General features: G+C 37.7%; 22 protein-coding genes. 6 read left to right on the top strand and 16 right to left on the bottom strand.

Features of this window, described 5'->3' with window-relative positions; genetic code table 11:
- Positions 1-10 precede the first annotated feature (10 nt).
- The 11 genes from K5677_RS09825 to K5677_RS09775 are packed head-to-tail and all read right to left on the bottom strand — an operon-like array spanning position 11 to position 11762.
- Positions 11-1219, bottom strand: coding sequence for a polysaccharide biosynthesis protein (locus K5677_RS09825; RefSeq protein WP_296727406.1), 1209 nt, complete (start codon positions 1217-1219; stop codon positions 11-13).
- A gap of 11 nt (positions 1220-1230) precedes the next feature.
- Complete coding sequence (locus K5677_RS09820; RefSeq protein WP_296727404.1) at positions 1231-2649, bottom strand: oligosaccharide flippase family protein; 1419 nt, start codon at positions 2647-2649, stop codon at positions 1231-1233.
- Positions 2639-3784, bottom strand: coding sequence for a hypothetical protein (locus K5677_RS09815; RefSeq protein WP_296727400.1), 1146 nt, complete (start codon positions 3782-3784; stop codon positions 2639-2641). The genes K5677_RS09820 and K5677_RS09815 overlap by 11 nt, the downstream gene beginning before the upstream one ends.
- A complete protein-coding gene (locus K5677_RS09810; protein WP_296727397.1) occupies positions 3711-4928 on the bottom strand; it encodes a hypothetical protein in 1218 nt (405 codons plus the stop codon). The genes K5677_RS09815 and K5677_RS09810 overlap by 74 nt, the downstream gene beginning before the upstream one ends.
- A gap of 22 nt (positions 4929-4950) precedes the next feature.
- Positions 4951-5988, bottom strand: a complete 1038-nt coding sequence (locus K5677_RS09805; protein ID WP_296727394.1) for an NAD-dependent epimerase/dehydratase family protein — start codon at positions 5986-5988, stop codon at positions 4951-4953.
- A gap of 18 nt (positions 5989-6006) precedes the next feature.
- The gene (gene ispD / locus K5677_RS09800) at positions 6007-6729 is read right to left on the bottom strand and encodes a 2-C-methyl-D-erythritol 4-phosphate cytidylyltransferase (RefSeq protein WP_296727391.1); all 723 of its coding nucleotides are present in this window, start codon (positions 6727-6729) and stop codon (positions 6007-6009) included.
- Positions 6730-7641: a LicD family protein gene (locus K5677_RS09795; RefSeq protein WP_296727390.1), complete on the bottom strand. Its 912-nt coding sequence runs from the start codon at positions 7639-7641 to the stop codon at positions 6730-6732.
- A gap of 19 nt (positions 7642-7660) precedes the next feature.
- Positions 7661-8629 (bottom strand): ATP-grasp domain-containing protein, encoded by a 969-nt coding sequence (locus tag K5677_RS09790; RefSeq protein ID WP_296727388.1) that lies wholly within the window; start codon positions 8627-8629, stop codon positions 7661-7663.
- A gap of 13 nt (positions 8630-8642) precedes the next feature.
- Positions 8643-9821 carry a pyridoxal-dependent decarboxylase gene (locus K5677_RS09785; RefSeq protein WP_296727386.1) on the bottom strand — a complete coding sequence of 393 codons (1179 nt, stop codon included), beginning with the start codon at positions 9819-9821 and terminating at the stop codon, positions 8643-8645.
- 31 nt (positions 9822-9852) lie between these two features.
- Complete coding sequence (locus K5677_RS09780) at positions 9853-10476, bottom strand: sugar transferase (protein ID WP_296727384.1); 624 nt, start codon at positions 10474-10476, stop codon at positions 9853-9855.
- Complete coding sequence (locus K5677_RS09775) at positions 10476-11762, bottom strand: DegT/DnrJ/EryC1/StrS family aminotransferase (RefSeq protein WP_296727383.1); 1287 nt, start codon at positions 11760-11762, stop codon at positions 10476-10478. The genes K5677_RS09780 and K5677_RS09775 overlap by 1 nt, the downstream gene beginning before the upstream one ends.
- 815 nt (positions 11763-12577) lie before the next feature.
- Between K5677_RS09775 and rfbA the strand changes: the two genes are divergently transcribed.
- Genes rfbA through rfbD form a run of 4 tightly spaced genes read left to right on the top strand, consistent with a single transcriptional unit; the run spans position 12578 to position 15960 of the window.
- A complete protein-coding gene (gene rfbA, locus K5677_RS09770; RefSeq protein ID WP_296727381.1) occupies positions 12578-13465 on the top strand; it encodes a glucose-1-phosphate thymidylyltransferase RfbA in 888 nt (295 codons plus the stop codon).
- A 12-nt stretch (positions 13466-13477) separates the two neighbouring features.
- Positions 13478-14029, top strand: coding sequence for a dTDP-4-dehydrorhamnose 3,5-epimerase (gene rfbC, locus K5677_RS09765; protein WP_296727377.1), 552 nt, complete (start codon positions 13478-13480; stop codon positions 14027-14029).
- 11 nt (positions 14030-14040) lie between these two features.
- Positions 14041-15069: a dTDP-glucose 4,6-dehydratase gene (gene rfbB / locus K5677_RS09760; protein ID WP_028515421.1), complete on the top strand. Its 1029-nt coding sequence runs from the start codon at positions 14041-14043 to the stop codon at positions 15067-15069.
- A gap of 3 nt (positions 15070-15072) precedes the next feature.
- Positions 15073-15960 (top strand): dTDP-4-dehydrorhamnose reductase, encoded by an 888-nt coding sequence (rfbD, locus tag K5677_RS09755; protein ID WP_296727376.1) that lies wholly within the window; start codon positions 15073-15075, stop codon positions 15958-15960.
- A gap of 63 nt (positions 15961-16023) precedes the next feature.
- Here rfbD and K5677_RS09750 read toward each other — a convergent pair whose 3' ends face one another.
- The gene (locus K5677_RS09750) at positions 16024-17964 is read right to left on the bottom strand and encodes a leucine-rich repeat protein (protein ID WP_296727374.1); all 1941 of its coding nucleotides are present in this window, start codon (positions 17962-17964) and stop codon (positions 16024-16026) included.
- A 60-nt stretch (positions 17965-18024) separates the two neighbouring features.
- Entirely contained in the window at positions 18025-19455 is a 1431-nt protein-coding gene (locus tag K5677_RS09745; RefSeq protein ID WP_296727371.1) for a leucine-rich repeat domain-containing protein, read from the bottom strand.
- Between the two features lie 186 nt (positions 19456-19641).
- Here K5677_RS09745 and K5677_RS09740 point away from each other — a divergent pair, with 186 nt between their 5' ends.
- Positions 19642-19836, top strand: a complete 195-nt coding sequence (locus tag K5677_RS09740) for a hypothetical protein (RefSeq protein ID WP_296727370.1) — start codon at positions 19642-19644, stop codon at positions 19834-19836.
- A gap of 25 nt (positions 19837-19861) precedes the next feature.
- Here K5677_RS09740 and K5677_RS09735 read toward each other — a convergent pair whose 3' ends face one another.
- Positions 19862-20644, bottom strand: a complete 783-nt coding sequence (locus K5677_RS09735) for a ZIP family metal transporter (protein WP_296727367.1) — start codon at positions 20642-20644, stop codon at positions 19862-19864.
- Positions 20645-20939: 295 nt separating this feature from the next.
- Here K5677_RS09735 and K5677_RS09730 point away from each other — a divergent pair, with 295 nt between their 5' ends.
- Positions 20940-21749 (top strand): hypothetical protein, encoded by an 810-nt coding sequence (locus K5677_RS09730; protein ID WP_296727365.1) that lies wholly within the window; start codon positions 20940-20942, stop codon positions 21747-21749.
- A gap of 106 nt (positions 21750-21855) precedes the next feature.
- Here the strand turns inward: K5677_RS09730 and K5677_RS09725 are convergent, their stop codons facing one another.
- Together K5677_RS09725 and K5677_RS09720 are read right to left on the bottom strand one after the other, a co-directional pair.
- Positions 21856-22422, bottom strand: a complete 567-nt coding sequence (locus K5677_RS09725; RefSeq protein ID WP_296727362.1) for a haloacid dehalogenase-like hydrolase — start codon at positions 22420-22422, stop codon at positions 21856-21858.
- 59 nt (positions 22423-22481) lie between these two features.
- Positions 22482-22925 (bottom strand): C-GCAxxG-C-C family protein, encoded by a 444-nt coding sequence (locus K5677_RS09720; RefSeq protein ID WP_072300968.1) that lies wholly within the window; start codon positions 22923-22925, stop codon positions 22482-22484.
- Positions 22926-23356 lie beyond the last annotated feature (431 nt).

Here is a 23356-nt window from a genome sequence, read left to right as displayed (position 1 = left end):
CTTTCAATGATCACATTTTGCTGTCAAGCGACTTGCCTTTTTCAATATGTTCGAAATTAGGTAAGTATGACTTGATTATATCAACGACCTCTTCCTTTGAGGTTGTATCCTTTGCAAAAACATCTGTAAGCTTGTTAAACAGTATCTCAATGTCCTTTCTGCTTGGTATCTCCTTATCAGTTATAATGCCAAGCGCAGAAAGTCTGTCCATATCAAGGCTTTCATTCTCTGTATAAAACTCTTCAAATGACTTTTCACCCGATGTGTTTGATACTGCATAATGTACTGGATACTCCATACTGCCGTTTCTAAGGTTCTTTGCTTTCTTTATTGCTTCTTCATCCGAAGAACAGTGTAACACTTCATATCCGTATTCATGCAGAAGATTGGTTGCAATAGAATCAAATGTCATCATCTGCGACTCTTCAAGCTTGGGGAAGAAGATCTCTCTGTTGTTTCCAAGCATACATGAAAGCATACAGATCTGTCCGCTCTCCTCAGGAGATACAAAATATCTCTTTACATCAGACGGAGCGCTGAGAGGCTGGAGCTTCGATATTCTTGCAAGGAAACCTGCTGGCAATGAACCGTTTGAAAAAGCAACATTTGCAAATCTTGCAGTCTTTACAGGGAACTTATCTGAATACGAGAAGATAAGATCCTCCATTATTCTCTTACTCGCTCCCATGATATTCACAGGATTTGCAGCTTTATCGGTCGATACACAGAAATACTCCTCGGGCGGATACTGTTCAAGAAGATCAAGCAATATCTTAGCATTCAGAACATTGTTACGGATAAGAGCTTCAACAGAGTATATATCCTTCTCGCTTCTTACGTGTTTGTGAGCTGAGAAATTAGCAACAATGTCAAATCCTCCGCGGGCAATAAACATCTTACGGAATACACTGGAAGCAAAATCCATAGGATAAGGAATATAATCATCAGGTACAAACATACCTTCTGTACTTCTCAGATCTCTTGTGAGTTCAGCAAGTGCGTTTTCATTGATATCAACAACAACAAGAGTCTTTGGCTTGAATGGAAGAATTGCCTTTATGTATGAGCTTCCAATACTTCCTGCACCGCCAATAACAAGAACACTCTTATCCTTGATCTTTTCAGTAAGTCTTGACCTGTTTCCCTCTATATCGCCAAGAAACATTGACTCTGGTCTCTTGGTTACGTATTTTGAAATAAATGACGAAAGTTCAAACATATTTTGACCTCCTAATTTGTTTTTGAAGCTTTTTTTCTAAACAGATTAATTATCTGATCTTTGTACTTAACTATTGCAAAAATAAAAATGCAACCGTATATCGCCACAATTATATATCTACAAATCGGCACCTTGTATAGAAAATTAACGCCAACAGTTATAGCGGCTGCAACTCCCAACATTCCTAAAATAAATTTGTTCGGGTATGTTTTACTGTAACCTAATATATAAACTAACACTATATGAGCCAACACCAGCCAAACAAAACTTATGAGTGTAGTATATGCAGCTGCAATATATCCATGTTTTGGAATCAATAAGTAATTCAAAACATAATTAATTCCTGCAGCAGAAACACTTGCTATTGCCATCCCCACAGTATGCTTTGTAAACTGTTCAACATTAACATACATTGTATACACAAACTGACATACACATCCAAGCATTACAGGCGGCATTACGTACTGAGCCTCCATGTATGATGCCTTTCGTCCCATTATCATCATAATATCAGGAGAAATAAGCATGATGCCAACGGTAAAATACATGAAAATAAGCACATACTTCTTTGCAAATTCACGTACTTCCGAAAATGCATGATCATTAAGCTTTTCACCTAACCATGGTGCAAAAGCAGTATTCAAGGACGTTACAAGGATAGTTACAACTGTTCCGCATTGATAAGCCAATGTATACAAAGCATTTTCCCTGTCACCTCTTATATCAGTGATCATCATCTTATCAAGTGCATTAAGCACTGTCATAGATAACAAATGCGGTATAAACGGCAGACAGATCGGTAAAGCATATTTTATATATTCAATTTTAAAATTGTGTCCTGCTCTGAACAATAATAGCAACAGTATTACACCAATCAAAACAGTTGGAAGTGCACTTCCCCATATTCTGCCGGCAAGACGATCTGACATAAACAGAACAAGTAAAACAGACACCAAAGCAGTTCCTACAGCAATGAGACAACTTATCAGTACTGATTTCTTATATCCAAATCTATACCTTTCTTTTGCCTGATACAAATTTACTGCCGGCAAAAAGAATAGATATACACACATACAATTTATATATTCTATATTAATATGCGTTTTAGAAACAACAAATCCAGAAAACACATTTAAAGAAATCCACCATATTACTGAAAATAAACCACTAAATAAAAACATAGTACTTGCATAAGAATCAAAATCTTTTTCAAAATCTTTTTTAGCACTAATAAATGTGCTTTCCAGATTTAATGTTATCAAAATTGTCAAAACCTGAAGATATGCAACATAATTTCCATATGCACCATATTCAGCTTCTGATAACAAATCTGTAAATATAGGGATCGTAAGAATACCTATGCTCTTTGTCAAAAAATTTGCTACTGTATACCATATACCTGATTTTAATGCTTTTCTATCATTGTTCATTTGTATCCTCCGTATAATTAATTATACGATTTTTTAATTCAGTCAAACACTTAAAGAACTCTTTTTTATTATGTGGAGAATAAAACTTATTTTTATCATTATAAACCCGCATTAAAGCTGAATAATATTTTTCTTTATCACCAGTATCTTTATTCTTCCAATGAACAAAATTAAACATCATCACAATTACAGGTTCAGCATCAAATAGTATTTTAGGTGTTGCTACTGCTGTCGAAGATGTTGTTATAATTATCTTTTTAGACATATCACAGTTAGCACAAATAACTTCAAAAGGAATCGAATCATAGCAATATATTCGCTTGTCAGGATCACTTTTTTTATTATCTCTTGGATGCTTTTTATAAACTATATTACCCCGAAACAAATCATTAATTTGATCTTGTATTCTATAATATTTTGAAACATAATCCTTATTAAAAACATCTTCAGCCAGAGTATCTAAAAAAATAACGTCCTCTTCGATCCCCTTTTTTTCATCATAATCGCAAAGAGTATTTATTTTTGAAAGCATTTCGGAATCATTGTGCCATGTTTTTATTTTTTTTATTATCATTCCACTTTGTGTATGAATAGTTTTAAATAGCTCAGGTGAATATAAGTATATCGTTTTACTAAGATCAATACTTCTTTTCCCAAATATTACTCTACGAATAATATAATCTCCCGTCTTTGGAGTATATAATCTTTCATTATTATAACTTCCTTCACCGTCATCAAAATAAGAAATTATAGTCTTAGGTCTGTGCTTTAAATGATATAAACATATCAAACGTCCAATATTTGCTTTTGAAGATATATATATATTATCATATAAAGTATCTTTCAGCAAAATGCTTCTAACCACTTTATTAATTCTAATATAATTAACTACTATACCGGCAGCCCTAAAAAAACCATTCTTAAAACGTTTATATTTTTCAAATTGATCAGAATCGACAAGAACGACTTTTCTGAAAACATTTAATTTTTTTAGTCTGTTACAATAATTATCTGCTCCAATAAATTGAGGAACTATATATACATCAGCAACTTCCTTTTTTTCACACGCCATCACAGTTGCTGTTATTATTTGAAATGGAGTTGTACAAATATAACAAGATTCTATTATTTGCATCATTTTTTCCTTTCTTTATTCTATTACTTCTATTAATAATAAAATAAAAAATATAATAATAAAGAAATACCTCACAGTATCCTTGAAAAAATATTTTATCTGTAAGTGCCCTCAAAAGTAACGTAATGAAAAGAAAAACCATAAAATAATTCTTTTTCTTAATGCCGCAAAAAACCGCATAAATTATCAACGACATCATAAAAACGAACATAAAGAATCCATAACCAGCATAACACATAAAAAACGAATTATGAAGATTACCATCATCACGTATCAACACTGTCTCAGAGCTAAATAAAAAATTATTTAATGAAGCAAAATTATTGGCAAAATAATCCTTCCAAATAACAATTCTTGCCGAATCTACGGTTCCTTTATTTGTAAATCTCGCTAAATATGTTCCATTTAAATCGCCTTTTAGTCTTTTTATAGTTGAAAACAAATAAAAAACCATAAAGACTAATAATACGACAATTATCACTTTCAAAAATTTTCTAAAAAGTTTATTTTCTATATTTTTTATTTTAAAAAATGTAATTACAATCGAAAAAATAGCAGAAAGAACAATACCGCTTCTGCCCTGGGCCATTAAACAACATACAAAAAACAAATAACTTGGGAAAACAAAAAAAGTATCATTAGCTTCATAACATGATGAATAATATAAAAGAAGAAAGAATAATATCAAAACTGAAATATAATTCTGTGAAGTAGCTGTCAAAATATTAGTAAAATGTACTCCTATAAACAATTTATATAAAATATAAAGCATTACAATTAAAGACATAATCAAACTACATATTTTTAAATGCCTTATATTAAATAGCATAACGATAGATATTCCAATATAAAAAAGCGTATATATTAAATCAACAGGAGATGAATTCGGCACATTCTGTGTAACAAAACAACAAATCCAACTACAGACAAAAGCTAAAGATATAATAAAAATATTCCTGCACTTTTTCTTATTTAGGCATATATAATAGCCGCAAACCGCTCCTAAAAACATAACGCCAAGTCTAAGTAAAAAGAACAAATGAGAATCATTATACAAAAATATGACACCTGTCAAAAAAAAAGTCAAAAAGACAGCCATACATCCTGTCATTTTTGATATTATGATTTTTGATTTGATACGCATTATTATTAATCACCACATAAAATTACATTGCCGCCATCATCCTACTGTATATATCAACAAGTGAACCTGATGGCTTCCAACCTATACTCATTATTTTACCTATATCAAGATTTAAATAACTTGCTGGCGGATACTTCTTGTTTTCACTTGTTTCATTAATCACAACATTGATCTCACCGTTTGCCAGCTTTTCAGCAACCATTAATCCCATCTCATAAATTGAACAATAAGTACATGGATTAGCTGCATTATATACTTCACCTTTTTCACCCTTTATCAATACGCAAAGTATTGCTTCTGCAGCCTGAGCAGTATAAAGATATGGATGTTTACTCTCACCTTTTGTAAGCAGAACGATATTTTCTTTATTAATGACGCTTCTTGCCATCATTGCAAAAACACGATTATCATCAGCAGATATTCCTGCGCCAAATGTCTGAGCTAATCTAATACTCATTATACGAATATTGTGTTCATTGGCATAAGATTTGCATAAAAGTTCACTTATTCTTTTACTTTCGGGATAAGAACTTCTTACATTTGATAAATCGATAAATCCAAGTTTATCTTCCGTCAGCAATTCTTCATTGTTAACCTGTCCATATGCTTCCATGCTTGAAAGATAGACAAATCCTTTTGAATTATTAATTTTTGCAATATCAAGAAAATGCATTGTATCATTTACCATTGAATGAATTGTTTCAACTGGGTACTCAATAAAGAACTTACTTGACGTCGGTGCTGCGCCATGAATAATATAATCAAAAATGCACTTATCTGAAACATCTGTTTCAGCTTTATACTTTATAAATCTGATTGCTTTTTTATTCTGAACGTCGGAATAAACACTTTCAGCCTTGGAAATATTACGTACCGAACAATACACCTTCAAATCAAGGTTATATCTTTCGCTTGCAGCTACCAAAGCTTTTACCACAAGCGAACAAATAAGGCCTGTAGCACCTGTTACCAAAATATTTGTATTTTTTAATTTTTCCCATTCAATGCATGATGAATTCAATATATAATCAATATCTTCATTAATGATTTTATTATCCATATCTCAGCAACTCCTGTATCATAATCCAAATATCTGCGAATCCTCTCTCGCGTCGACTATAGCACGGAATATATAGTAGTCCGAAGGGGTTGTTATTTTTATATTCTCAATAGCCCCTTCAACAGTATATAGATCATATCCATAGTATCTCATCATACTTGCGGAATCAATAAACTGCTTATTACCCTCAGCTTTTGCCTTGTGATGAACAGAAAGAATATCCTTAAGCCTGAAACACTGCGGTGCTCGTGCCATAAAGCACTTTGATCTATCCACTACATCAACTATTTTACAGTTTTCGTCTATCATCGAAACTGTTTCGATAGCCGGAGTTACAGTTATTGCATTTCCATTTTTTCTAACACATTCAAGTGCATTAGTTATTGTGCTTTCATCAATAAGCGGTCTGACGCCGTCATGAATAAGAACAACGCTATCATCCCCAAATAACTCCGCCGTCTTTGAAAGGCCATTATAAATAGAACTTTGTCCTGTATCACCACCTGCAATAACTGCCTTCACCTTTGTAAGACGATATTGCTCAATAAGTTCTTTGCAATAATCTATCCAGCTTTCCAAAATGACTAAAACTACTCCATCAATGTCCTTATGCTTTTGAAAATGCTCAATTGTATATACCAAGATAGGCTTTCCATGAAGTTCCAAAAACTGCTTAGGCTTGGTTTTGGAATTCATTCTTTGACCAGTACCGCCCGCAAAAATGACTGCTACATTAGCCATTTAAATCGCCCCTCCTGTTTTTCCCTTACGTCCTGGGAAGTATTTCTTGTTTTTATAATAAGTATATGGATGATCCATATCAACGAATTCAAGCTTATGCTTAGCATGCTGCTCTGACTCTGGCGGTCTCTTCATATAATCACCGAATACCATTCTAAGATAATGGTCATAACCAGCCATAACAGGAACTTTATGTCCTTCAAAATCAACATATACCTGTGAATCGAACCATTTCTTCGGATACACATTAAGCATACCCTTAATGCTTCCAATAAGCTCTGTTGCATACTCACAGTCATTCCATGAATACTTTGACATCTCTCTTTCAGCATGCTTCCAGAACACATATCTCAATTTTTCAGAGGATATTACTGTCAGTATTACCTTTGTCAGTGCTCTGAAAAACTTGCCCTTATTATTAGGAAGACGCTGAGTATTGAATAATGCATAATTGAATGCATGAAATAACTGGATTGCTCTTGCAATTTTCGAATTTGGGCAACCATCGATAGGGCCTATCTCAAAAGCAAGACCGTGGCATATATCAAGATTCTGATTATAAGAACAGATAAATGTTGTATTAGGGTCTCTCAGTGATGCACATGAGTGATGGTAATTTACCTTACGATCAGTTTTACAGAAAACATACCTTTTTTCATCACCGTACTGCTTCCACAGCTTGATAAATCTCTCATAATCAGGACGCGGCATAAGAACATCGATATCATCGTCCCACGGAACAAAGCCGTGCTCTCTGATAGCACCTATAGCTGCGCCTCCCTGAATATAATACATCAACTCATGTTTTTTACAAAAATCATCAAAATATAAGAGCATTTCCAGCATCTTATTCTGCATTTTCTTGAATGTATCCTGAGAGATTTCATAATATTCCTTTTCTTCCTTTTTCATAACTCCACCTCAAAAAAGCTCACTTTGTACCATCAATAACCTTTAATTCATTGTATTTCATCATGTATGTATTTTCACGATAATTACCAATTTGCTTATTATTCGCATTACCTAATATATTATTCACTATTAATGACATATGATCTGAACCGGATTCATAAGCGTGAGGGTACCCACCACCAAATCTTGGATTCACTTCAGAAATATAATACTCACCATTAATTTCAAATATATCAATATCTATCTGAGCGTTAAACCCCGATTCCTTAACAAATCTCTCAATTAGATCGAAAAGCTTTGCTTCCTTGAAAGATACTGCCTTATCGGTCTCACCAGCTCTCATTTTTATCTTCTTTTTGGTAAAGATAGATACTACCTCATGTGATATCATATCAATATATACATCAGCGCCTATCTCTTGTCCATCAAGAAATTCCTGTATCATCAATCCATCATCATGAGCAAACAATATCTCAACCGTTTCCTTATCATACACCTTTGAAATAGATATGCTTGCCGATCCTCTAGCTGGCTTTACAAACACAGGAAATGAAATGTTTCCATTTTCAAGATCATTGTAAAACTCTTCTTTATCCATATAGCTCTTTGCACAGTTGTAGTTATGTGATGTCAGCCATTTAAACATCTCAATCTTATCAAGCGACATTTCACACAATTCATAAGAAGATCCGATTACCTTAACTCCTAACTCATTAAACTTACTTTCATTTTCAGCTAATAAACTAAGCTCCGGATCTATAAGGCTAAGTACTCCATCAATGCTTTCCTTTTTGCATATATCAAATATCACATCAATATAACCATTATCTGTCATTCTTGGCACTATATAGTATTTATCAGCATCGTATATAGCAGGAGCCAGATTACTGCAATCTGTAGCAATAACATTTCCTTTTCCATTAATCGCCTTTTTAAAGTACTGAACAATTTTATTACGAGTTCCTGCACTTAAAATCAAAATATTCATCAAAAAATCACTCTCACGCTTTATATTCTATATGTGTCCATCTGTTTCTGACCTTAGTAATCTTCTCACCATCTGTAACATATACATCAGGAAAGTATTTTATAAATAAAGGTGTCAAACACATAGTATATGCACCAACCTTATCATACACGATCTTATCGCCGCACATCAACTCCTCATGATCATTAAGTTCAAACAAACGATCATGTTCCATGCATGTAAACCCTGATATTATCTGCTTATTATAATAATGCCTATTATTACTTTCGTCATTTTTAATTATACCATAAAAATAACTTTTCTTTGACATTAACGGATCAATATTAGTTCTTGAACCGTCTGTTACAACAAAACGATTAGCTGTTGTATCTTTTATGTCTATGACAGAGGTAACATAACTTATAGGCGCCCCAATAAGCGACATTCCAGGTTCAACAATAAGCTTTGTCTTATCAGGAGTAAATGTCTCTGAAAGAATTGTGCTAATCAATTCGATATAATCCGCATAACTTGGTTTATTCGGTAAACCTCCGAAAAACCCTCCTCCAACGTCAACGTATTTAAGTTCAAGACAATACTTCTTTGCTATTTCAACCGCCATATTTGCAATTGCTCTGTAAATATCCAGTGATCGAGTCTTTGAACTTACATGAAGATGAAGTCCAACTACTTTAACACCTTTTTCTTCTATGCGCTTTATAGCCTTTTCAAGGGAACCGTTCTCATAACAGAATCCAAATCTTCCCCCATCTTCTCCGCACTGTGTCTGACCAGGACAATACTTTTCCAGTTCAAAGTTAACTCTTATACCAATTTCATGACCCGAACCGCCTTTAAGCTCGTCAAGCCATTCAATCTCGTAATTAGAGTCAATATTAACAATCGCTTTATTATGAACAGCCTCTAAAAATGTTTCTTTTGATTTTATAATACCATTGTAAACTATCTTATTATTTTCAATGCCAATCGACTTAGCGAGTTCATATTCATTATCAGAAACTACCTCAGCAAAGCATCCATTAGCTTTAAAATACTCAATAATCCATGGCAAAGAATTTGTTTTATACGAATAGCCAATTATATAATTATTCCAATATTTATTTAAAGCTGATTTAAATGCTGCAAGACTACTATCCAACTCCTGTTTATCAATAAGATAAAACGGAGTTTGCATCTTATACTTTTCATCCATTTTTTTCTCCTACGAGCAACTTTACATTACACTATTTAGTATACATTACTGCTCTTTCTTCATCAAGATAGCTTTCAACACTTGTTGAATCTACTGAAATACCTTCTTTTTTGAAAACTATTTTTATAGTCATTAGTATTATTTTTACATCTTCCTTTAAAGATATATTATCAACATACTTCACATCACAAGCAAGTCTATCATCCCAATTCAAAAAATTTCTTCCGCTTACTTGTGCTAAACCGGTAAGTCCCGGGCGTACACTATGTCTTTTCCTTTCATTTTTTTTGTAATAAGGCAGGTATTGAACTAACAAAGGTCTTGGACCAATAATAGCCATATCGCCTTTCAGAATATTGAACAATTCAGGAAGCTCATCAAGACTTGTACTTCTGAGCAACCTTCCATAAGAAGTAAGTCTCTTCTCATCCGGAAGAAGGTTTCCTTTCTTGTCCTTTTTGTTGTTCATAGTTCTGAACTTTACAAGCTTGAATATCTTCTCGTTCTTACCGGGGCGATCCTGTGTAAAGAACGGATTACCGCCCATTGCGACTGTTCCTACAATAGTCAGAACCAGAAGTATTGGTGAAAGAACGATTATTGCTCCGAGTGAAAGAGTAAAATCAAGCATACGCTTAAAATACTTTGCATACATTATTCAAAACAACTCCTGATAAGTTCGATTATAATATCCTGCTGTTCGGGTGTCATCTTATTATCGCTTGGGAGGCAAAGCCCTCTCTCGAAGATGTCTGCACCAACGTCAAGAACATCACCGCGGTCAATATATGCATTGGACTGTCCTCTGCCGTTGCCCTTTGCAGTAACGAAACCGTTCATACGGTAGATAGGCTGCATATGCATAGGCTTCCATATCGGACGCCCCTCAGCATTGAACTTTGCAAGAGTCTCAAGTATCTCAGTAGGACAGGTCTTACCCTGCTCAGAAATATACATCGGCTGATTTTCGCCGCGAACCTGCTTACACATCGCTTCTTTATCAATGAGCATACAGCTGAGCCAGTAGTTAGGCTCGCTATCAACTGCATCAAAAGGATTCATAGTTACAGGAAGTCCCTTGAAGCCTTCCTTGTAACGCTCATATATAGCTTTTTTCTGAGCAATATGCTCGTCAAGATAGTTCATCTGTCCGCGAACAACACCTGCGATGATATTAGACATACGGTAGTTATAGCCAATTTCCTCATGCTGATACCAAGGAGCAGCCTCACGGCTCTGAGTTGACCATTTACGAACCTTGTCAGCGTCATCAATGCTGTTTGTAAGGAACATACCGCCTGACGAACCCGTGATGATCTTGTTTCCGTTGAAGCTTATAGCGCTATAATCACCGAAACCGCCTGTTTCTTTACCCTTATATGTAGCACCGAAGGACTCGGCAGCATCTTCAACTATAAGTGCGCCGTGTCTGTCGCATATTCTTCTGATAGCGTCGATCTTTCCGGGAACACCGTAAAGATGTGCAACAACTACAAGCTTAACATCTGGATATATCTCAAATGCCTTTTCAAGAGCATCTGGACACATATTCCATGTATCCGCCTCTGTATCAATAAAAACGGCTTCACCATCCTCATAAGCCACAGGGTTTACGGTAGCGTCGAATGTCATATCCGAACAGAATACCTTGTGTCCCTGAAGTGTGCCGCAATTCGGCTTAGGCTGACCATAAAGTCTTTCGCCTGCAAGCTTTATTGCAAGATGAAGTGAAGCTGTTCCGCAGGAAAGAGCTACGGCGTACTTTACTCCGGCGTACTCTGCAACGAGCTTCTCGACCTCGTTGATGTTCTCTCCTGCTGTTGTTATCCAGTTTTTCTCAAATGCATCGTTTACCCATTTCTGCTCGTCACCGTGCATAGTTGGCGATGAAAGCCATACTTTCTTTTCAAAGGGTTTAATGTTGCTCTTGTTTACAAACATCTGTTGTTTCTACTCCTATCCACCAAGCGTTATTGATTCATTCTGTAATCACGGGATCTACTCTGTCTTCACGACACAGACTGAACCAACAAGCCTATATTTATCATTTTCCTCGCCCATCGTGGGGCAATAAATTATTTTTCATTTGCTGTTTTATAAAAGTATGATGTACCACCCTGCCATATTTCCGCACCGCATCAATGATACTGAGAGAAACATAAATAATATAGTATAGCAAAGGCTGTACGTTTCAATTATACCCTTTGGCATAAAAAAAAGCAAGCGTAAAAATTAGGGAATTCTAAACCCACAAAGATTTTTGGCATATTAAACAAAAATATTGCATAGTCAACTGTTAAAATAGCACGAAAAAATATACTTAAAGTCAAAATACAGGGCTTATTTAAGATTTGTATATCGGCATATACTGCTCATTACATCTTATCTTCTTGCCGATTATTCCTAAATAGCAAATTTATCTTTCTAATTTCAACATATTTTGTAAAATATAAGTCTATAGAATGATATAACATATAATTATATAACTCTGTGTAAAAAAAGACTGGTCTGATTTATCAAGCTCATTTACTCTTTTCATTTTTTACTTGGCATAACAACTAAAATACACCATACAATCGCCCCTATATAATATTAATAGCATAAAATCTGCTTAATGCCATTGCTTTTTTTCTATTAATGATGTATAATAAAAAGTAGCGGCATTTTGAGAACTGCTGTTCAGTTGTAAAATGAAAAGTAGATTATACCATTTAATTTGTGTTCATGCAATGAAGAATGGTTAAGGAGAAATATTTATGAAAGGTATAATTCTCGCTGGTGGCTCCGGCACAAGACTCTATCCGCTGACTATGGTAACGTCCAAGCAGCTGCTTCCCGTATACGACAAACCTATGATATACTATCCTCTTTCCACATTAATGCTTGCAGGAATAAGGGATATTCTTATCATCTCAACACCAACTGATCTTCCGAATTTTGAAAGGCTTCTCGGTGATGGTTCACAATATGGTATCAGTCTGAGCTATAAGGTTCAGCCCAGCCCCGATGGTCTTGCACAGGCATTCATTCTCGGCAAGGAGTTCATTGGTGATGACGCTTGTGCAATGGTACTCGGTGACAATATTTTCTACGGCAACGGATTCGGAACACTTCTGCGTTCAGCAAAAGAAAATGCAGAAACTAACAGCAGGGCAACTGTTTTCGGTTACTACGTTTCCGATCCCGAGCGCTTTGGCGTTGTAGAGTTCAATGACAACGGTCAGGCTATTTCTATTGAAGAAAAACCCCAAGAGCCTAAAAGCAATTATGCTGTTACAGGTTTATACTTCTACCCTGCCGGAGTCAGTGACAGAGCAGAGCAGATCAAACCTTCAGCCCGCGGTGAGCTCGAAATAACCACACTCAATGAAATGTATCTCGATGATAAGCTGCTTGATGTCAAGCTTCTCGGCCGTGGATTTGCATGGCTCGATACAGGTACGATGGATAGTCTTGTAGATGCAACTACCTTTGTTCAGATCGTTCAGAAGCGTCAGGGTATAGAGATCTCAGCTCCTGAGGAAATAGCCTTCATCAATGGCTGGATAGATAATGACGCGCTTATCAGATCCGCCAAGAAATATGGAAAATCTCCATACGGCGAACATCTCCTGAAAATTGCCGAAGGCAATATTAAATATTAGGAAGTGTTTAATATGGGTAACTTTACCTTCAACAAAACTAAAATAAAAGGCGTATACATAATAGACGTCAAAGTATACGGTGACAATCGCGGATATTTTATGGAGACCTATAAGGATTCCGATTTCAAGGAAGCAGGCTTGAACTACAACTTCGTTCAGGATAATCAATCCAGTTCAAGAAAAGGCGTTCTGAGAGGTCTGCATTTCCAGAAGAAGCACCCACAGGCTAAGCTTGTCCGTGTTATGAAGGGAGAAGTATTCGATGTTGCTGTTGACCTTCGCAAGGGCAGTCCAACATATGGACAATGGATAGGAGCTGTCCTTTCCGAAGAAAACAAGAAGCAGTTCCTGATACCGCGAGGATTTGCACATGGCTTCCTTGTACTCAGTGACTATGCAGAATTCGCTTATAAATGTGATGACGTTTACCACCCCGAGGACGAGGGCGGTATAATTTGGAACGATCCCACGATCGGTATAGAATGGCCAGAAGCCGGCGAAATAATTCTGAGTGAAAAAGATAAGATACAGCCGCTTCTTGCAGATATAAAAATAGAATTTTAAGGGTGAAAACTATGACAATTTTCGTAACCGGTGGAGCCGGCTTTATAGGCTCAAATTTCGTATTCCATATGCTTGACACATATCCTGACTACAGAATAGTATGTCTGGACAAGCTCACATACGCAGGCAACCTTTCAACACTGGAGCCTGTTATGAAGAATCCTAACTTCCGTTTTGTGAAGATAGATATCTGTGACCGTGAAGCTATCTACAAGCTTTTCGAGGAAGAAAAGCCTGATATCGTTGTAAACTTTGCGGCTGAGTCACACGTTGACCGCAGCATCGAGAATCCTGAGATATTCCTCCAAACAAATATTCTCGGTACACAGGTTCTTATGGACGCTTGCCGCAAGTATGGTATCCAGCGTTATCATCAGGTATCCACAGACGAGGTTTACGGAGACCTTCCGCTGGACAGACCTGATCTCTTCTTCACAGAGACTACACCTATCCATACAAGCAGCCCGTACAGCTCTTCAAAGGCAGGCGCTGACCTTCTTGTTATGGCATACAACAGAACTTACGGTCTGCCTGTGACTATTTCAAGATGCTCAAACAATTACGGACCTTATCACTTCCCTGAGAAGCTTATTCCTCTTATGATAGCTAATGCTCTCGCAGACAAGCCTCTCCCTGTTTACGGTGAAGGTCTTAATGTCCGCGACTGGCTCTATGTTGAGGACCACTGCCGTGCAATCGACCTCATTATCCATAAGGGCAGAGTTGGCGAGGTCTACAACGTTGGCGGTCACAACGAGATGAAGAACATCGACATCGTAAAGCTCATCTGTAAGGAGCTTGGCAAACCCGAGAGCCTTATCACTCACGTTGAGGACAGAAAGGGACACGATATGCGTTATGCAATTGACCCTACTAAGATCCACAACGAGCTTGGCTGGCTTCCTGAGACAAAGTTTGAGGACGGTATCAAGAAGACTATCAAGTGGTATCTTGAGAATCGTGAGTGGTGGGAGACTATCATCAGCGGCGAGTATCAGAACTACTACGAGAAGATGTACGGCAACCGTGCAGAAGTATAATAGATGAAAGCATTTGTAACAGGTGTAGGCGGACAGCTGGGACATGATGTAATGGACGAACTGGCAAAGCGCGGATATGAGGGTGTAGGCTCCGATATACTTGAATCAGTTGATACAAAGTATCCTTATGTACAGCTTGATATAACCAACGCTGAAGCAGTTGATAAGGCAATATCAGATGTAAAGCCTGATGTTGTGGTTCACTGTGCAGCATGGACGGCAGTTGACGCTGCCGAGGAAAAGAAGAATCGTCCGAAGGTAAAGGCGATAAATGTTGACGGTACTAAGAATATCGCAAACGTATGTAAGAAGCTTGGCTGCAAAATGATATACATTTCCACCGATTACGTTTTCAACGGACAGGGTACTGAGCCGTGGCAGCCCGACTGCAAGGACTACGCTCCGCAGAACGTATACGGTCAGTCAAAGCTTGACGGTGAGCTTGCAGTTGCAAATACTCTCGATAAGTATTTTATCGTTCGTATCGCATGGGTATTCGGTGTAAACGGCAAGAACTTCATCAAGACTATGATAAATGTAGGCAAGACACACGACGAAGTTCGCGTTGTAAGCGACCAGATAGGAACTCCCACATATACTCTTGATCTTTCAAGACTTCTTGTTGATATGGCAGAGACCGAGAAGTACGGCTACTATCACGCTACAAATGAGGGCGGCTATATTTCATGGTACGACTTCACAGTAGAGATATACAAACAGGCAGGATTGTCCACAAAGGTTACTCCCGTGACAACGGCTGAGTACGGACTTTCCAAAGCTGCAAGACCATTCAACAGCAGACTTGATAAGTCTAAGCTTGTTGAAAACGGCTTCAAGCCCTTACCAACATGGCAGGACGCACTTTCACGTTATTTAAATGAAATCAAATAAACCAAAACATAATCCCCGAGCCTAATGGCTCGGGGATTATTTAGTTAATATGTTTCTTTATTTTTATGCCTCTTTCTCCAAATACTCTTCCAGCGGCACAACCGTTTCCTTTGTAGTAGAGGTATAAGCATAGTATGAAAGGATACACGATGCGTCAACGGCGTTTATTGCTCCGTCATGGTTTACATCTGCTGCCTTTTTCTGTTCATCTGTGAATCCGCCGTCCTTTTTAGTTGAGATCATCGCATAATATGAAAGTACAGAAGAAGCGTCAACGGCATTTATACTTCCGTCATCATTGACATCGCCCAGCTTATTCGGAGCTTTTCCCAGTGACTTGAACTTATATCCACAGTCCTTAGCATACTTTTCGGCTGTAGAACCGTCATAGCCACATATTGTTCCATTGAAAGCAACAATAACTTCATCACTATCTTCTGGATATATCAAAGAGTTGTTGATAGTTTCAGAACCGCCGTTTATTTCACATTCCGGATTCTTTATTGTTATCGAATCAAGTGAAGAACAATCGCAAAAAGCGTAACTATCAATAGTGGTGATCCTCTCAGGGATAACAACATTTTCTAACGAGCCGCAGTTTTCGTATTCTCCCGAACCTATCTCAGTATCCGTATCAGCTAAAATAATGTCTTTCAGAGAGGTGCAGCCACTGAATGTATTAAAGCCCGATTTCTCCGCATTTGAAGGGATATTTACAGTTGTAAGAGCAGTACAGCCGCCAAAAGCTCTGCTTCCTATTTGTTCGACACTTTCAGGAAGCACTATTTTTTTCAGGCTTGTATTCTCTTTAAGACGTTTTATATTATCATTATCGATCGTATATTTACAGAATGCATGAGAAGATATTGATCTTGTGCCTTCTTTTACGGTTATCTCTGTAAATCCCGTCTTTTCATCTTTTAGCATATATAAAGCTGAACCGCAGTAGATCAGACCGTCAGGCTGATCATTCAACCACTGTGTTCCATACAAAGCATCTGAACCAATTTCAATAATATTATCTGTGAATTCAATATTTTTCAGGCTTGAACAGTTCTCAAATGTTTCTGCTTCTATTCTGTTTATACTGTCAGGGATAACTACATTATCAAGTTTGCCGCAGTTTCTGAATGCGCCTGTCATGATCAATGTCAATTTATCATGAAGCTTTACACTTTCAAGCTTGTCACAGTTTTCAAACGCATTATCGCCTATCCAGGTTACTGTTTCAGGGACAGTGTAGCTTGTCCCTGCGTGCTGCTGAGGATAGAGATAAAGCATATTCTTTCCTTTATCAAACAGAACACCGTCAATACTCGAATAATTGACATTGAGTTTAGAAACATTGATCGCTTCAAGTGAAGTGCAGTCATTTAATGAATATTCAATACTCTCAACCGATGCAGGTACGTTGATCACTGTCACCTCAGAACAATTACTAAATGCAGCATTAGCAACATTAGTTACTGTATTCGGAATAGAAAACTCGCCCTTGACCTTTCCTTTCAGACATTTCAGGAGCTGTGTCTTATCTGCACTGTATAACACCCCGTCTTCAACTGCAAATGACTTATTATCCTTATCAACTTCTATATCTGAGACTCCATTAATGGCATTCAGCATAGAGTAAATATCTGTAAAGCCGGCAGGAATTTTTACCTTCTTAATCTCGTTGTTATGATTCTCTCCATTATAAATAGAAAAATAGCTATATGCTTTGGTAACAGGCAGACCGTTTAGTGTATCAGGTATCTCCATAGTCTCGGACTCACCGCTGTAGCCGCATATTTCAGCATGATCTCCGAACTCATACCAGTCCCATACACCATCGGAATTAAACATATCACTATTTTCGGGATATGACCACGACGGCTCTTCCTTTTTGCCAAGAGAAGAAAACTTATATTCATATACATTTGCGTATGCCTGAGCATTTGAATCATCATAACCATATATAGTTCCGCTGAAATCTGCAGAAGCTCTCAGATATTCAGGCTTCTCCATACCAAAAGGATCGTCGATATAGCAATATTTGTTTTCTATTGTCAAAGCTTTAAGAGAAGTTCAATCAGCGAATGCACTTGAATTAACAGTCTCAACATTTTCAGGCAGCACAACTTCTTCAAGAGAACTGCACAAAGCAAACGCCGAATAATCCACAGAAACCAGCGACGTTGGTATATGCACCTCTTTAAGTGCAGAACATCCCTCAAAAGCACTTATTCCTATTTCAGAAATACTGTCTGGAAGATTTATCTCTTTCAGATTGATGCAGCCTTTAAAAGCTTCTCTGTTTATATACCTGATGCTTTCAGGCAGCTTTACAGATATGAGTTTTTTATCACCTTCCGTATTTTTTCCGTATTCACCGTCCTCAGTACAAAAAGCACTATTGCATATGGAAACAGTCCCCTCTTTCACGGTCACATCAGAGTTTTCAGGCAGTCTGCCCTTTACCTTATACAGAACCTTTCCTATGTAAACGATGCCGTCGGGCTGTTCATCAAACCACGGAGAATCCGTTATGATATCACCGTCAGCCTTTATAATGTTCTCAGAAAAAACAATATCTTTCAGACTCTCACACTGCGCAAATGCATAATATCCGATCTCTGCCACACTGTCAGGAAGCACAACATTATTCAGCTTATCGCAATTAAAAAAAGCATAGCTTCCAATAGTTTGAACTTCTTTATTAAACCTAACCGATTCAAGGTTATCACTGTTAAGAAAGGCACCGCTGTTTATCAAGCTCACATTGTCAGGGATGGTATAACTGCTTTCAGAGCTTCCTATAGGATATTGATACAGTATTTCCATATTTTTGTCGAACAAAACGCCGTCTATACTGCAATATTCTTTGTTATCTCCGTTTACGTCAATACTTTCAAGACTACTGCAATTATTAAAAGCGTCATCACCGATATCCTGCACAGAAGCAGGAAGATTCACATTTTTTATTTTTTCGCAGTTGTTAAACGCCTTTTCATCTATCTTTTTTACAGTGTCAGGTATAGTAACTTCTTTCAGGTCAGCTGTAGGAATACATCTGATAAGCTCAGTCATATCCGAGTTGTAAATGATCCCGTCTACATCTTTAAAGCTCTGATTCTCAACATCGAATACTACAGTAAACTCCGTATCCAGATAACCGAGAGAGCTTCCTATATCCGTGACTGTGGACGGAATACTTATATTTGTGGTCTGCTCACCCATGAATGCCTCATCAGTAATTGATGTTACAGGAACACCCTTAACTGTATCAGGGATAGTTACTCCGGACAAATCCCAGTCAACATTAGTCAGAACAGCATGATCTGAATAAATATAATATGTCAAGCCTAATTCTCCGTCAGCACCGTCTCTGTATTCAACGTAGTCACCCTCTAATCCCCAGCTGGATATAGCCTGCGCTGAAAAAACATCCGGCATAGAAGCAAAGCACTCAGAGAAAACTGCCGCTGACATCGCTATTGCTAATAGTCTGTTTTTCATATAGTTCACTCCTGTAATATTAATAGTTGTATATATTTTATCACCCGATATATGTAAACATCAAGTGCAACACCGTATTATGATTAATGCCTCCTGAGATTTATAATTTGCATACATATATCAATGTATTTGTATTATATCATTTTAAAATGTCATATTCAAGGTTTTTTACAAAAAGTTTTACAGATGTATAAGCATAGATATGACATAGCAAACCAGATGAACGATATCAGCGAAAACGTTGAGCCCGGCAGCTTATCAATGGAAGAGCTCAGAACTATGCCGCCTGAGATGAAATCAATGTACAGGCAGATGATAGAAAACGGCTTGCTTGCCACCGACCTTGCTGCAAAGCTCAACCGCGCTTTCAATATAAAGTGAACTTATATAGCATTTAACACATTTTTCACCCCAGCGCAACATCAAGTGCCATCATTATCGTGAATCCGACAGCAAACATAACGACTCCCATGTTTGAACGCTCGCCCTCATTCATCTCGGGTATAAGCTCCTCAATAACAACATAAATCATTGCACCAGCCGCAAAGCTCAGAATATAAGGCATTGCAGGTATTATAACTCCTGCAAGGAACACCGTGATGACTGCGGCTATGGGCTCGACAACACCTGAAAGCACACCGTCAGCAAAGGCTCTGCACTTGCTCTTGTTCTCTGCGTGAAGGGGCATGGAAATGATCGCACCCTCAGGGAAATTCTGTATTGCTATACCCATTGCAAGTGCAAAGGCAGCTCCTGCGGTTATGTCTGCCGAGCCCGAAAGATAGCCTGCATATATAGCTCCCACAGCCATTCCCTCGGGAATATTGTGGAGTGTCACCGCAAGCACCAGCATTGCGGTCTTTGAAAGCTTGCCTGAGCCTGCGTCAGTTTTGGCAGCATTGTTGTTTAATCGCGGAATGATATGGTCCAGCATCATGAGGAACAATATTCCGCCCCAGAATCCTGCCACAGCAGGAAAGAACGACAATCTCCCCATTTGCTCAGATTGTTCTATAGCCGGGATAATGAGGCTCCATACAGAGGCTGCTGCCATTACACCGCCTGCAAAGCCAAGAAGGGCGCGCTGTACTCCCCTTCCCAGCTCATGCTTCGTAAAAAATACACAGGCAGCACCTGCTGCTGTGCCAATAAAAGGGACAAGTATCCCAATGACCACATTTGTTATCATGTATATGTTTCCTTTCCCGCCAATTGCAGTAAAATGGGCTGTAAAACAACCGCCTGTTTACATAATACTGCATTGGTGCGAAAAAGGTTCATGGACAAATTATCGCAGCTGCGCTGTTGTCTGCTCTGCTCTGACTTTTTTACACACTGAGCCGCTGTAAACGGCGGCTCATGACGTTTTCAGAAATAATTTTTTAATTTCAGAAGTTTATGTCACATTTCATTTTTTGGCTCCGATTAGTATTTATGAACGTTCAATTTAATTTTGAAACCTATACAAATAAAGGAGTACAATTATGAAAAAGTCAATTATTATCACACTTGCAGCCGCACTTTGCGCACTCACATCATGCGGAAAGGAAAATTACTCTTTCCCCGAAACCGCCGCTTCACCAGCTGATAAGCCCAATGCTGTGGCTATTTCCGCAGATGTAACAACAGAAGCTGCTACTGCTAAGCCGTCTGAAACTACTGTCACAAGTGAGACAAATGATACTGCTGCTGTATCTGCTGAGACAAATAATGAAGAAGTTCAGGTATCAGACACAAATACCGCTCAGCTTGAAAACAAACCTGCTGAGGATAATACTTTTTCCGCAGGAGTATCAAACGGAAACGTATATACCTCTGATTTTGCAGGCATAAAGATCACTTTACCCGAAAATGCAGGTTTTCTGAACAGTGCCGATCTTGATACTCACTATATCATGCCTACAAGATTCATGAGCGCGGCGGAAAAAGAGACATACTTCACAAGCACATTGGACGCATCTGCCTGCTATGGCGAGGATTTGGAAAATGTAAAATATGTCGATGTATGGTTCTTCAATACAAAGCTCAGATACCCTGATGATCCCGATATTACCGCCGAAGAATTCATGCAGCGCAATGAACTGAGCTTCTCGCCTGATATTGAGGCAACTGATATAAGTGCTCCCGAAACGGTTGAACTCTGCGGCAAAAGCTACATCAAAGCAAGCTACACAGTCTTTGATCAGGCTCACGTAAACTATGTCAGAAGAATAAATGATGATTACATAATGGCGATAAGAACATCAGGCTTTACCAATGACAATTTTGAAAGCAGACTTGAAGCTGCAAACTGATAGCCTCAGTTTTATGCGGCAATCACTATCACTGTAAAAACAAAAAGACAAGCTCACATAAAATATGAAGGCGGCTCGAAAGCCGCCTTCATTCTATTTCACGAACTTATTTTATTCTGGTGAGTCTGCCTTTTTTTACAATAAATACCCTGTCTGATATTTCCATAAGCGCCTTGTCGTTATAGGAATCGGTATAGAAGCATTCTATCCGCTTATCCCCATATAACGCCTTATACCCTTTGACCTTGTTTTCACCGAAATTGAGATATCTGACCTTCATTTTTTCAGAGTCTATCCTGCTGCTGATGATGTGATCGGTATTAATTATATCGCGTATTCCATTTATCAGGAAATCGGGTCCGGCAGTAATAATAACATCGTCATGACTGATTTTTGCAAGCATTTTTCTGTCCAGCTTATGACTGTTTTTCTCCCAGAATCCCTCTACTGCTTCATATATCTCATTTTTATCACGAAGGACATTTCTCATAAAGTCATTGATAGCTCGGACCATTTTCTCTTTCCTGACAATGCAAAGCTTGTACTTTATGAGATTTATGAATATCTTAGGGAGATACAATATGATCTTCTTGTTATTTTTTATCATAAAAATAGCAAGGTCTACCGCGCTCTCTCCGTGATATAGCGTGTTATCGAAATCAAATACCTTCATTTTTACCTCCGTGAACGGATAGCCGCGGTAAGCTTTCAAAGCCGTGCATACCGCAAGAATCACTTATCTTCTTCCAGCATTTCAGCTGTTATCTCTGCTGCAGTGCGTACCATTTCGGTGCAGTATTTTACGTACAGTCCATTTGCCCTCGCAAAATTTCTGCCTTCATCGGTAGAAATATCACAGCCGAGTATCTCACGGCAGATATATGAACCATTACGTTTCTTGAATCTCTCAAGTAACTGCAACGCCTTTTCGCTCTCGGCAGCACGGCTTTCAAGGTCATCAATATCGTACTGCCCATACTTCATACCGAGAACCATAAGTGCCCCCGTGCAGGCACCGCAGACCTCCGCCTTGCTCATTCCGCCGCCAAAACAGGCACCGATCTGCAAAGCCTGTTTTTCGCTGATGCCGAACTCCTCCGAAAAAGCGGCAAATACTGCCTGTGAACACTTAAATCCTTTACCGAACAGCTCCACTGCTTTTGAAACGTTATCCATAATGTTATCCTCCCGAATTACGAGTAAATTTCCTATTTCATGAATATTGATGTACCAATAAAATCTTGGATATGATACTTGACAAAATTGAGTTTACGTTTATTATAGCACACATATTCAGATTTGCCAATATGTTTTTTAATTCAGCCTGTCAGATTATGTTGATCAAATACATTATCTTCTTAATTGATATTATCCACCCAATGTGTATTAATTAAATTAAGCGCACTAATAGCCAGCCTTTTTTCAGAAGTTACGAGCAGTTAAGAAATAAATATAACTATACCAATCTGACCCGAAAATGATATTGTTAGCACGATTTGAATATGGATTTTTTGTTACGAATCCAGCTTATGCAGTAACAATTTTGATATATTTTTGCATATAACATCAATATATTACCTTTTTATCGCCAATTATTGCTGTTTGTT

The organism is Ruminococcus sp., assembly GCF_024684275.1.
Note: the sequence above shows the minus strand (reverse complement) of the source record. Positions and strands in the feature narration are given on the sequence as shown.